Origin of the sequence: Flavobacterium sp. FlaQc-28 (genome assembly GCF_044007415.1) — a bacterium.
Lineage (GTDB): Bacteria > Bacteroidota > Bacteroidia > Flavobacteriales > Flavobacteriaceae > Flavobacterium.
Genome location: NZ_JBIPCM010000002.1, coordinates 466,203 through 477,998, shown reverse-complemented (window position 1 = coordinate 477,998; position 11,796 = coordinate 466,203). Strand labels below are relative to the sequence as shown.

Sequence of the window (11,796 nt, the reverse complement as noted above, 5' to 3'; positions counted from 1 at the left end):
ATAGCTGGTTTATCGATTAAACAATTTAACGATTAACCAAATAAACACACAACACGCAATGAAAGTATTAGCTAACGACGGAATTTCTAAAAGTGGAATTCTAGCCTTAGAAAAAGGTGGTTTTGAAGTTATAACTACAAAAGTAGCACAAGAACAAGTAGCAAATTTTGTAAACGAAAACAATGTTGAAGTAGTTTTAGTTCGTTCTGCAACTAAAGTTCGTAAAGATATTATTGACGCTTGTCCTGGACTAAAAATTATTGGACGCGGTGGAGTTGGTATGGACAATATCGATGTTGACTATGCAAAAAGCAAAGGAATTCATGTAATTAATACTCCAGCTTCATCATCAGAATCTGTTGCTGAACTGGTATTTGGACACTTATTTTCTGGTGTTCGTTTTTTACATGATTCTAACAGAAATATGCCTCTTGAAGGAGATTCAAACTTTGACGGTTTGAAAAAAGCTTACGCAAACGGAACTGAATTAAGAGGTAAAACTCTTGGTATTGTTGGTATTGGACGTATTGGTCAAGCTACTGCAAAAATGGCGCTTGGTTTAGGTATGAAAGTTATCGCGGCCGACAGCTTTATCCCGCAAGTAGATGTAAAAGTTGAGTTTTTTGACGGACAATCTATCACAACTACAATCGTTTCTCAATCATTAGAATCTTTATTTAAAGAAGCTGATTTCATTACCTTACACGTTCCTGCTCAAAATGGTTATATCATTGGAGAAAAAGAACTTGAAATTATGAAAGATGGAGTTGGAATCGTAAACTGTGCTCGCGGCGGGGTTATCGATGAAGTAGCTTTAGTAAAAGCTTTAGATTCAGGAAAAGTTGCTTTTGCTGGTTTAGATGTTTTCGAAAGCGAACCAAAACCAGAAATGGCAATTTTAATGCATTCTAAAATTTCTCTTACGCCGCACATAGGTGCTGCAACAGGAGAAGCACAAGACAGAATTGGTACTGAATTAGCTTCACAAATTATTACTTTATTGAGCTAATTAATTATATTTAAATTATTTAGAAGGGATTTATTAACATCGTTTAATAAATCCCTTTCTTTTTTTGATTAAATTTGAGTTCTAATCTAAACTCTTTAAATCATGTTTGAACAATTAACACAATTAGTACAGCAATACGGAGGTAATGCTGTTGTTAACAATACAGCTATCCCAAACGAACACAATGAAGCAGTAATAAGCGAAACAAGTACTTCAATATTTGCAGGCTTACAAAAAATTGCAGCTGAAGGCGGTGGTGAGCAGCTGGCAGGTTTATTTAACGGAAGTTCTCCAATAGACAGTTCAAATCCTGTAGTACAGCAAATCACGCAGCAATTAACTGGAAGCTTGGGCGAAAAATTCGGCTTAAGCAGTGCAGATTCTTCTGGCGTAGCTTCAAGCATGATTCCACAAATTTTAAATTCGCTTGTTAATAAAGCAAAAGATCCAAACGACAGTAGTTTTCAAATTACAGATATTATCAGCTCTATTTCTGGAAACAGCGGACAGGCTTCAAATATCATGGATACTATTTCTAAATACGGAATGCAATTTGGTTTAGACCAAAATAACGACGGAAAAGTTGATATTGCTGATGCTGCAGCTTTAACCAAAAGCGGCGGCTTAGGTGGTTTACTAGGAAAATTATTTGGAAAATAAATAAGTCTTTAGTCCCAAAATTGCAAAGAAACTAAGGCTAAAAATATAAATTGTAAAAGCTGTTTTACTAAAAGTAAAACAGCTTTTTTTATAAAAAAAACTCTAAACCTTTACAATTTTAAACTTCTGAACCTCTTATACAAAAGTTAAATAACAAGCTCTTCTGCTGATTTATTCGTAAATTTAGATTAGAATTTCAAATACCATGAAAAAATATATTTCCATATTCGCTTTTATTCTAACTATAGCTGCGTGTTCTACAGCTTCAAAAAATGTTGCTGTTACTGATAATCCTATTAAGAAAGGAAATGATACTGTTAGAATTGCAAATGATTCTTTAGAATATGAAGTTATAATAATAGATAACGGCTTTAATACTTGGCTTGCTTCTAGAGCTTATCCGCGAAATTATTATTCCTTAACCTACCTAGAAAATAAGAATTATTTATATGTAACCGAATGGAACAATAGGGCTATGCAGCCACAGCGTTACAATCCAAATTTATACGAAATGACGATCGATTACCGACGAGATATACATTATGGTTACGAAGTAAATTACCTTATTTACAATTATATGATTTATTTTCAAAATACTTACAAACAAAAGCTTTGGGGTTATGTGCCATCAAGATAATATAGTATATTTGTAATCATTACAAATAGCAATGAATAGATTAAAGAAACGTTGGGGAATTACCTCAAATCTACAAGCCATTATTATACTTATAGTTTTTGCCATTACAGGATCGGCATCTGCTTGGCTCTCTAAGCCATTTTGCATTTGGTTAGGCATTACCAAAGAAGATTTTGGGGTTTGGTTTACCTTAATTCGTCTTATTATTATTTTTCCAATTTATCAAGTTTTATTGGTCGCTATTGGAACCATTTTTGGGCAGTTTAAATTCTTTTGGAACTTCGAAAAGAAAATGCTTAAAAACATGGGACTAGGATTCTTGTTTAAAGACTAAATTTTTGTTCGTTCTTTCGAAAAGAAATACGTATAAATCCAAGTAAGTGTAAAAGAAGGAATAATATCTGTAAACGGAATTATTTCTTCAAGAAAAGTCAAAACTCCAGCTACTTTTCCAATACGTCCTTTATACATTTTGCTCATAATAAGCGCAGCAATTGGCGCCCAAATAACATCTGAAAACTCGCCAACTAATGGAATTGAAAATGAAATCATACCAATTCCATCCAAAATTAAACCAATTATTAATTTTGACATTCTGTTGTCTTCTACAACTGTTGTTTCTTCTATTTCCATCCTATTCATCTTTATTTTTTTCTAACCACTGCAAATAGCACACCAAAATTTCCGTCCGTTTGAATCCACTTTTCCGAAGGCACATAAGCTCTCGACACAAAACCATCTAAATACAGCGCATTCCTGCATCCTAAGCTTTTAAAATACGCTGCAAAATCATAAAAATTTATTTCTTTTTTAGACAATACAAAAACTACATTTCCATTTGGCAAAATTCCAACTCCGTTTCTAATATTCAAGTTAGAAGAACCCTCTTTAAATTCAGGATGTATTTTTCCATCAATAATCAACATAGGACCAGATTGCGTTGCATACTTTACTTTTCTATTATTTTGAAACTGTTCTGTTTTACAAATTACCGGCACATTTCCTGTTGTTATGTAAAATACTCCGTTAGGTTTTAAATAAAAATTTCCAACATCGTTTGTTGTATCTAATGCTGTTAATACTTTTTGTTTCTCGATATAAAGTCCTTGAGGCGAATTTTCTTTATTATACATTCCCGCATTCATCGCAAAATCTAAAATCAAATTTTGTTTTTCAATCCAGTCTTTTAAATTCTGAATGCTTTTAAATTTTTCTCCATTTTCATTTTTCCAAAACAATCTTAAATCCTGCTTTTTAGCATCAATCGTATACACTACAAAAGAATTTCTATCATAAACTTTCACACTTATAAAAACAATCAATATTGCCGCTGTAAGCAGAAATAGTTTTAATTTCATATTCAATAAAACCTTCATAAATACTGTATAAAATTTCATCACTAATTTATGTTGTTTTTCTCACAAACAAGCTATTTACTGCGTTAAAAATGTTATTCATAAAATTCTGTTACAACCCATTTTTATATCGATAGATTCTTTGTTTCTTTGTAAAAACAGTTTCACTACATGATACACGCAAAAAACATACATAAATTCTACGATAAACTTGAAGTTTTAAAGGGAGTTGATTTACATATTAAAAAAGGCGAAATTGTTTCGATCGTTGGAGCTTCTGGTGCAGGAAAAACAACTTTATTGCAAATTTTAGGAACTTTAGATAAACCAGACAGCAATCCTGATTCATCATTAACAATCAATGGCGAAAATGTTTTGAAACTGCAAGATGTTGAAACTGATAATTCAAAAGAAGAAAGAACATTTAAAATCATCACTTGGGCAAGTTCAATTTACATCATACTTCTGGCTGTTTTTTTATTGTTTTTCAGAACTAAAATCTTCGACGAAATAGTACGATTAATTACAATTGGCGCTTTATTTTTACCAATAGTTTTAATGCTTGTTTATTATACAAGATATTTCAAAAAGAAAAGCAAGAAGGACAAAATACTATCCGATTTTAGAAATTTGAATCTTGGGTTTATTTTTCAGTTTCATCAACTATTACCAGAATTTACTGCTTTAGAAAACGTTTGTATTCCTGCTTTTATGGCTAACAAACCAAAAGCCGAAACGGAAAAGGAAGCTAAAAGAATCTTAGAATATCTTGGTTTATCACACAGAATCAACCACAAACCAAACGAACTTTCGGGCGGAGAACAACAGCGTGTTGCAGTTGCAAGGGCTTTAATCAATAAACCAGATGTTATTTTTGCCGATGAACCTTCTGGAAATCTCGACACACATTCGGCAGAGAATCTACATCAATTGTTTTTTCAGCTTCGTGACGAATTTGGACAGACTTTTGTAATTGTAACTCACAACGAAGAATTGGCTAATATGGCTGATAGAAAATTAATTATGGTCGACGGCCAGATTAGTAATTAGGTTTTCTAATTATTTGAATATTTCATTTCAACATGAACCAAAAAGAACTTAAAGAATTTCTTGACGAAAAAGTCATTCAATACAACAATCAGGATTTTATTGAAAGTGATCCCGTTCAGATTCCACATTTATTTACTCAAAAAGAAGATATTGAGATTGCAGGTTTTCTAAGTGCTTCAATTGCATGGGGAAATCGCAAAATGATTATCAAAAATTCGCATAAAATGATGGAATTAATGGGTAATACGCCTTATGATTTTGTCATGTCACATTCCGAAGATAATTTAGCCGATTTAGAAACTTTTGTGCACCGCACATTCAACGGAAAAGATTTTGGAGGATTCATTAAAGGTCTCCAGCACATTTACAAAAACCACAACGGACTTGAAGCTGTTTTTGCTAAAAATCAGGAAAAAGACAGTTTACAAAAAAGCATAAGCGAGTTCAAAAAAATCTTTTTCGAAATCGATCATTTACCGCGAACTCAAAAACATATTTCAGATCCGCTCAACAATTCGGCAGCAAAACGTATCAATATGTATTTACGCTGGATGGTCCGCCAAGACACAAAAGGTGTCGATTTAGGAATCTGGAAAACCATTTCCCCATCCGTATTATCATGTCCGCTTGACGTTCATTCTGGAAATGTTGCCAGAAAACTAGGCATTTTAGAACGAAAACAAAATGATGGTAAAGCACTTGCTCAGTTAGATCAAAAATTACGAGAAATGGATGCTCAAGATCCTGTAAAATACGATTTTGCTTTATTTGGTTTAGGTGTTTTTGAAGGGTTTTAAAATTGAAAATCAAACAATTATAGCAACAAATAGTTAGATGATTCGAAAAATTTAGTGATCTAACCGCCATTTTAATGTACATTTGCACAAAATTTAATGCAAATGAGCACTTTCGAAAAATTCAATCTTCCAAAATCTTTACAAAAAGCAATCGACGAACTGGGATTTGTTACACCAACTCCTATTCAGGAAAAATCTTTCTCTGTAATCATGTCTGGACGCGATATGATGGGAATTGCGCAAACCGGTACTGGTAAAACATTTGCCTATTTACTGCCTCTTTTAAAATTATACAAATTTACAAATACCAATTCACCAAAAATTGTTGTACTTGTACCAACTCGTGAATTAGTAGTTCAAGTTGTTGAAGAAGTTGAGAAACTAACCAAGTACATGTCGGTTAAAACACTTGGAATTTATGGAGGTGTAAACATCAATACACAAAAAAAAGCCGTTTACGAAGGTGTTGATATTCTAGTTGGAACTCCTGGACGTACAATGGATTTAGCTTTAGATGCGGTTGTTCGTTTTGATGATACTCAAAAATTAGTAATTGATGAGTTTGACGAAATGCTTAATTTAGGTTTTCGTACGCAATTGACAGCTCTTTTGGCAATGATGAAAGCAAAACGTCAAAACATCTTATTCTCTGCAACAATGACAGATGAAGTAGATGACATTTTGAATGATTATTTTGATTTTCCAGAAGAAGTTACGCTTGCAGCATCTGGAACACCACTTGAAAAAATTACTCAAATTACTTATAACGTTCCAAATTTCAATACAAAAGTAAATCTTCTAAAACATTTACTTCAAACTGATGAAAGCATGGATCGTGTTTTAGTTTTTGTAAACAATAAAAAGATCTCGGATATGCTTCATACTCGAATCGAAGAAGATTTTGACGGACAATTTGGTGTAATTCACTCAAATAAATCTCAAAATTACCGTTTGAGTACAATGGCTGAATTTCAAGAAGGAAATCTTCGTGGTTTGATTACTACAGATATTATGGCGAGAGGTTTAGATATTTCTGATATTTCTCACGTTATTAACTTTGAACTTCCAGAATTACCAGAATTATATATGCACAGAATTGGTCGTACAGGTCGTGCTGATGCAACTGGAACCGCAATTAGTTTTGTAACTCCTAGAGAAGAAGAATTTAAAATTGAAGTCGAAGTTTTAATGAACCAAGAACTTGAAATTACTGATTTCCCTGAAGAAGTCGAAATTTCATCGAAACTAATTGAACCAGAAAAAGACAAGCAGCCAATTAAGTTTTTAATGAAAAAAGTAAAACTTGAAGGTGACGGAGCTTTTCACGAAAAATCTAAAAAGAATAAAAAAGTCAACCTTGGCGGTCCTTCAAAAACAAAAAAGAAAACGCACGGTTCTGTCAATCGAAATATGTTGAAAACGAGAGATAAGAAGAGAAAAGATAAGGATAAATAGTTTCTTTGTAAGTGACAAAGGTTCAGAGGAACAAAGGGGCAAAGTAAAAAAAGGTTTAAAAGAAAATTAAATTTTCTTTTAAACCTTTTTTTATTGATTCAAGCTTTGTACCTCTGAACCTTTGTCACTTTGAACCTTTAAAAAAACTATATTTTAGTAAAAACCAACCCAACAGGCGAACACAATTGGATTCTTCTTCCTGTATCCGTAATTTTTCCAGTTGCGATATCTCTTTTAAAAATAACAATATCATTAGTGTACTGATGTCCTACTAACAAGTAATTTCCAGTTGGATCAATGGCAAAATCTCTCGGCCCTTTTCCTAAAGTACTTTGTTGTTCTACTAATTCTATACTCCCATTTTTAAGAATTTTATAAACTGAAATCGCATTAACATCTACACGATCAGAAACGTATAAAAAATTCCCGTCAGGCGAAATCTTTATCGCTGCAGCACCTGTACTTCCTTTAAATCCTTTTGGTAAAATACTAGTTTCAGCAATTACTTTCAAACTTCCAGTTTTGTTATCATAACTAAAAGTTGTCAATGTCCCGTCTAATTCCTGAACCAGATAAACAAATTTACCATCTTTACTAAAAGTCAAATGTCTTGGGCCGCTTGCTGGTTTTACATCCACACTTCCTTTTAATGTTAGTATTTCGTTTTTAGCAATTGGATTGTATTTATAAATAAAAACTTTATCCAAACCTAAATCATTTGATAATACAAACTTTTTATCCGGCGAAAAACAAACCATATGCACATGCGCTTTTTCCTGACGTGCTGTATTTGGCCCTTTTCCTTGATGCTGAACTAATTGCTGCGCCTCAGAAATACTGCCGTCAGCATTTTTCTTAAAAACAGCGATGCTTCCACCTGAATAATTTGCTATAATCACATTTTTATCATCATTAATCAAATGGCATGGATCAGCTCCTAAAGCATCATTTTTATTCAAAAAAGTAACCTTCCCTAAAGCTGAATCATAACCAAAAGCACTTACAGCACTATGCTCACCATTTTCATTTACAGCATAAATAAACTTATTATCTGCTGAGACTGACAAATAACTTGGGCTGACTACATTTTCTGAAGAGCCTTTTAATTTAAAATCTCCCGAATCAGCATTAAATTCATAAACGTAAATTCCGTTACTTGGGCAGGTATTCGTATAAGTTCCTACTAATAAATTAAATTTATTTTGAGCCTTAGCAGTTGTAAATGCTAAAGCTGAAAATAATACCAGATATATCTTTTTCATACATATTTTTTTGAATACGCTAAAATACGCAATTATATCTTTTTCGACATTACAAATCAAACCAGAAAAGTTACATTTTTCGAAAAGGATCTCCACCATATAAGTCATATAAGTTCATTTTAAAATGCTTTAAATACTTTTTACTTATAATCTCTATATGAACTTATATGGTTCAATTAAAAAATTTGTATTTTTGACCAGCATCTTCGCGAAAAACAAAACGTAGTGAAGTAAATCGAAGCCAGAATGCATTTTAAACATCCCGAAATTCTATACTTCCTTTTTTTATTGATCGTTCCAATTTTGGTTCATTTATTTCAATTACGACGTTTTAAAACCTCCTATTTTACTAATGTTCGTTTCTTAAAAGAACTTGCCATTCAAACTCGAAAAAGTTCGAAAATCAAAAAACGATTATTACTGGCAACTCGTTTATTATTACTTACCTGTATTATTACAGCCTTTGCACAGCCTTTTTTTGAAGCCAAAGACAGTAAAAATGCCTCAAACGAAATGTATATTATCCTAGACAATTCATTTAGTATGCAGGCAAAAGGAAAAAAAGGAGAATTGCTAAAACGAGCTGTTCAGGAATTACTAGAGAATACGCCCGAAACTGCACAATTTTCATTGCTGACAAACACCGAAAATTATTGGAATACTGATATTAAATCGGCTAAAAGTGCTTTACAAAATTTAAAATACAGCGCAACTCCATTTGAACTTTCGTCGATTATGGCAAAAATAAAAGCACATAAATCAGCACATAAAAAAGATATTGTAATTATTTCTGATGCTGTAGGCTTGACCGAAAATGACGTAAAAAATATTGATCCCGAAGAAAAACCCTATTTCATAGTTCCTGAAGCAGAACAAAAAAACAATGTTTCTATCGACAGCGTTTACATCAATCAGACATTAGAAAATTTTTACGAAATAACAGTTGACTTATCAGGTTATGGAGATGATTTTAAGCCTATTTCGACTTCTTTATACAATCAAAACAAATTAATTGCTAAAACAATTATCAATTTTGATGCGAAGAAAAAGAAAATCAACTTTACCATTCCAAAAGAAGCTTTTCATGGTTATGCTTCTATTGAAGACAATGGTTTAACCTATGACAACAAATTGTTTTTCAGTATCTCTAAAAACAAAAAAACTAACGTAATCAGCATCGGAGAACCTGAAAAAAGTAATTTCTTATCAAGGATTTACACTTCTGCCGAATTCAATTATAATAATTATGCAATTAGTTCTCTCGACTATAATAGTTTAGAAAAGCAAAATACAATCATACTAAATGAATTAGTTGAAATTCCGCAAGCTTTGCAAACCACTTTAAAAGCTTTTGTTTCTAAAGGCGGAAATTTAGTTCTAATTCCTTCTGAAAAAAGTTCAATTTCAAATTTAAATTCCTTTTTAGGAAATTTTGGAAAAGTTCAATTTAATACGCTAAAAGCGCAAAATAAATTAATTACCAAAATCAATTTTGATCATCCTTTGTTTTCAGGAGTTTTTGAGAATAAAATCACAAACTTTCAATACCCAAAAACAAACAATTCATTTGATATTTCAAGTCCTTATCCAGCCGTTTTATCTTATGAAGATCAAACTGCATTTGTAACAGCAATTCAAAATCAAGTTTCAGGAATTACCGTTTTTTCGGCACCAATAAATACAACAAACTCAAACTTTCAGCAATCACCATTAATTGTTCCGTTATTTTATAAAATGGGACAAAACAATCAGAAAACAGGAGTAAATGCTTTGACGATTGGTAACAATCAACCTTATTTCGTAGATGTTTTATTAAGTAAAGATGCAATTCTAGAAGTAAAAGGAACTGACGATTCTTTCATTCCGATTCAGCAGATACTAAACAACAAAGTAAAACTAACTTTTAATGATTTTCCTGAAACAGCTGGAAATTACAGCATTCTTGACAAAAAAGAATGGGTTGAAAATTTAAGTTTTAATTACAAACGATCAGAAAGTGATTTAAGTCAGGTAAATACAAATGTCGTTTCTAACTTTAAAACTGCAGATACAATTTCGACCATTTTTAATACCTTACAAACTGAACGTACAGACAGCCAAATTTGGAAATGGTTTGTTATCTTTGCACTGTTATTTTTAGCATTAGAAATGGCGATTATAAAATTTGTGAAGTAATTTTTTTGGCGTGTTTGTCATTTCGACGAAGGACTAATCACACAAGCGGCGAACGTACTGCACAAAAAATTGGATGCGATTTCTCCTTCGTCGAAATGGCAAAAGCTGAATCTGTAAATAAAAAAATAAATTTCTCTACATATGAAAATAATCATCAAAAACGCCAAAATTATCGACTCAAAAAGTCCGTTTCATAACCAGACTGTTGATCTTTTAATTGCAGATGGTTTAATAGAAAAAATAGGCGTTTCACTTCCAAATGATAATGCAACAGAGGTAAAATTCGATAATCTTCATGTTTCTCAAGGATGGTTTGACAGCAGTGTTTCACTTGGAGAACCAGGTTATGAGGATCGAGAAACCATCGCAAACGGATTAAACGTTGCAGCAAAAAGCGGTTTTACTGCAATTGCTCTTCAGCCAAACTCCTTCCCTATTATTGACAATCAGTCTCAAGTAAATTTTGTAAAAAATAAAGCGAACGGTTTTGCAACAGAAATTTTCCCAATTGGAGCTTTAACAAAAGCCAGCGAAGGAAAAGATATGGCAGAATTGTTTGACATGAAAAAAGCCGGTGCCGTTGCTTTTGGAGATTACAACAAAAGCATTGATAATGCCAATCTGCTAAAAATTGCGCTGCAATACGTTCAGGATTTTGACGGTTTGGTAATTACCTATTCGCAAGACCCAAACATAAAAGGAAATGGCGTTGCAAACGAAGGAATTGTTTCGACTCGTTTAGGATTAAAAGGAATTCCTGATTTAGCTGAAGAACTTCAAATATCTCGAAACTTATTTTTGCTGGAATATACAGGCGGAAAACTTCATATTCCAACCATTTCTACAGCAAAGTCAGTTCAATTAATTAGAGAAGCTAAAGCAAAAGGTTTAAACGTAACTGCAAGTGCATCTGTACATCATTTGGTTTTAACAGATGAAAAACTGGATGGCTTTGATACTCGTTTTAAAGTTACTCCGCCTTTACGCACTGAAGTAGACAGACAGGCTTTACTTAACGGAATTGCCGACGGAACTATCGATATGATTACTTCTGACCACAATCCGATTGATATCGAATTCAAGAAAATGGAATTTGACACGGCAAAAAATGGAACTATTGGTTTAGAAAGTGCTTTTGGAGCTTTATTGACTGTTTTACCTTTAGAAACTGTAGTTTCAAAACTAACTTCTGGAAGAGCTGTTTTTGGACTTGAAAGCAATACAATTGCCGAAGGCTCTAAAGCAAACTTTACTTTCTTTACTCCTGAAGGGAAATCGACTTTTACTAAAGAAAATATCCTTTCAAAATCTAAAAATTCTGCCTTTTTAGGAACTGAAATCAAAGGTTCTGTGTACGGAATTTTAAATCAAAAACAACTTGTTACAAAATAATACA

The 11,796-nt window shown here is 32.5% G+C and carries 11 protein-coding genes and 2 pseudogenes; 10 read left to right on the top strand and 3 right to left on the bottom strand.

Translation table 11 applies throughout. From position 1 onward, the window contains the following. Positions 1-58: 58 nt before the first annotated feature. From ACHRVL_RS07950 to ACHRVL_RS07935, 4 genes are all read left to right on the top strand, one after another. Positions 59-1,009, top strand: coding sequence for a D-2-hydroxyacid dehydrogenase (locus tag ACHRVL_RS07950; RefSeq protein ID WP_395411688.1), 951 nt, complete (start codon positions 59-61; stop codon positions 1,007-1,009). 102 nt (positions 1,010-1,111) lie between these two features. Further along, positions 1,112-1,669 carry a hypothetical protein gene (locus tag ACHRVL_RS07945; RefSeq protein WP_395411686.1) on the top strand — a complete coding sequence of 186 codons (558 nt, stop codon included), beginning with the start codon at positions 1,112-1,114 and terminating at the stop codon, positions 1,667-1,669. Positions 1,670-1,874: 205 nt separating this feature from the next. Next, on the top strand, positions 1,875-2,306 hold the full coding sequence (locus tag ACHRVL_RS07940; protein WP_395411684.1) for a DUF6146 family protein: 432 nt from the start codon (positions 1,875-1,877) through the stop codon (positions 2,304-2,306). 31 nt (positions 2,307-2,337) lie between these two features. Continuing rightward, a complete protein-coding gene (locus tag ACHRVL_RS07935) occupies positions 2,338-2,640 on the top strand; it encodes a DUF6787 family protein (RefSeq protein WP_089052431.1) in 303 nt (100 codons plus the stop codon). Here ACHRVL_RS07935 and ACHRVL_RS07930 read toward each other — a convergent pair. Both ACHRVL_RS07930 and ACHRVL_RS07925 read right to left on the bottom strand, forming a co-directional pair. Then, positions 2,637-2,939 (bottom strand): hypothetical protein, encoded by a 303-nt coding sequence (locus ACHRVL_RS07930; RefSeq protein ID WP_395411682.1) that lies wholly within the window; start codon positions 2,937-2,939, stop codon positions 2,637-2,639. The two genes, ACHRVL_RS07935 and ACHRVL_RS07930, sit on opposite strands and share 4 nt — an antisense overlap. Before the next feature lie 11 nt (positions 2,940-2,950). Further along, a complete protein-coding gene (locus ACHRVL_RS07925) occupies positions 2,951-3,703 on the bottom strand; it encodes a phosphodiester glycosidase family protein (protein ID WP_395411681.1) in 753 nt (250 codons plus the stop codon). 129 nt (positions 3,704-3,832) lie between these two features. Between ACHRVL_RS07925 and ACHRVL_RS07920 the strand changes: the two are divergent. The 4 genes and pseudogenes from ACHRVL_RS07920 to ACHRVL_RS07905 form a co-directional block, all read left to right on the top strand. Beyond that, a pseudogene (locus tag ACHRVL_RS07920) lies at positions 3,833-4,045 on the top strand (ATP-binding cassette domain-containing protein); the annotation flags it as partial. A gap of 216 nt (positions 4,046-4,261) precedes the next feature. Next, positions 4,262-4,711: pseudogene (locus tag ACHRVL_RS07915) on the top strand (ABC transporter ATP-binding protein); the annotation flags it as partial. A 32-nt stretch (positions 4,712-4,743) separates the two neighbouring features. Continuing rightward, a complete protein-coding gene (locus tag ACHRVL_RS07910) occupies positions 4,744-5,508 on the top strand; it encodes a TIGR02757 family protein (protein ID WP_395411679.1) in 765 nt (254 codons plus the stop codon). A 102-nt stretch (positions 5,509-5,610) separates the two neighbouring features. Next, positions 5,611-6,963 (top strand): DEAD/DEAH box helicase, encoded by a 1,353-nt coding sequence (locus tag ACHRVL_RS07905; RefSeq protein ID WP_395411676.1) that lies wholly within the window; start codon positions 5,611-5,613, stop codon positions 6,961-6,963. A 146-nt stretch (positions 6,964-7,109) separates the two neighbouring features. Here ACHRVL_RS07905 and ACHRVL_RS07900 read toward each other — a convergent pair whose 3' ends face one another. Continuing rightward, entirely contained in the window at positions 7,110-8,225 is a 1,116-nt protein-coding gene (locus ACHRVL_RS07900; protein ID WP_395411674.1) for a lactonase family protein, read from the bottom strand. Positions 8,226-8,471: 246 nt separating this feature from the next. Here ACHRVL_RS07900 and ACHRVL_RS07895 point away from each other — a divergent pair, with 246 nt between their 5' ends. Together ACHRVL_RS07895 and ACHRVL_RS07890 are read left to right on the top strand one after the other, a co-directional pair. Beyond that, positions 8,472-10,400, top strand: coding sequence for a BatA domain-containing protein (locus tag ACHRVL_RS07895; RefSeq protein WP_395411673.1), 1,929 nt, complete (start codon positions 8,472-8,474; stop codon positions 10,398-10,400). A 141-nt stretch (positions 10,401-10,541) separates the two neighbouring features. Beyond that, on the top strand, positions 10,542-11,792 hold the full coding sequence (locus ACHRVL_RS07890; RefSeq protein ID WP_395411672.1) for a dihydroorotase family protein: 1,251 nt from the start codon (positions 10,542-10,544) through the stop codon (positions 11,790-11,792). Positions 11,793-11,796: the final 4 nt, after the last annotated feature.

What these genes read in the sequence shown, in the direction of transcription:
- ACHRVL_RS07950 (WP_395411688.1), top strand. Translation starts at nt 59, where the DNA reads ATGAAAGTATTAGCTAACGACGGAATTTCTAAAAGTGGAATTCTAGCC.
- ACHRVL_RS07945 (WP_395411686.1), top strand. Translation starts at nt 1,112, where the DNA reads ATGTTTGAACAATTAACACAATTAGTACAGCAATACGGAGGTAATGCT.
- ACHRVL_RS07940 (WP_395411684.1), top strand. Translation starts at nt 1,875, where the DNA reads ATGAAAAAATATATTTCCATATTCGCTTTTATTCTAACTATAGCTGCG.
- ACHRVL_RS07935 (WP_089052431.1), top strand. Translation starts at nt 2,338, where the DNA reads ATGAATAGATTAAAGAAACGTTGGGGAATTACCTCAAATCTACAAGCC.
- ACHRVL_RS07930 (WP_395411682.1), bottom strand. Translation starts at nt 2,939, where the DNA reads ATGGAAATAGAAGAAACAACAGTTGTAGAAGACAACAGAATGTCAAAA.
- ACHRVL_RS07925 (WP_395411681.1), bottom strand. Translation starts at nt 3,703, where the DNA reads ATGAAATTTTATACAGTATTTATGAAGGTTTTATTGAATATGAAATTA.
- ACHRVL_RS07910 (WP_395411679.1), top strand. Translation starts at nt 4,744, where the DNA reads ATGAACCAAAAAGAACTTAAAGAATTTCTTGACGAAAAAGTCATTCAA.
- ACHRVL_RS07905 (WP_395411676.1), top strand. Translation starts at nt 5,611, where the DNA reads ATGAGCACTTTCGAAAAATTCAATCTTCCAAAATCTTTACAAAAAGCA.
- ACHRVL_RS07900 (WP_395411674.1), bottom strand. Translation starts at nt 8,225, where the DNA reads ATGAAAAAGATATATCTGGTATTATTTTCAGCTTTAGCATTTACAACT.
- ACHRVL_RS07895 (WP_395411673.1), top strand. Translation starts at nt 8,472, where the DNA reads ATGCATTTTAAACATCCCGAAATTCTATACTTCCTTTTTTTATTGATC.
- ACHRVL_RS07890 (WP_395411672.1), top strand. Translation starts at nt 10,542, where the DNA reads ATGAAAATAATCATCAAAAACGCCAAAATTATCGACTCAAAAAGTCCG.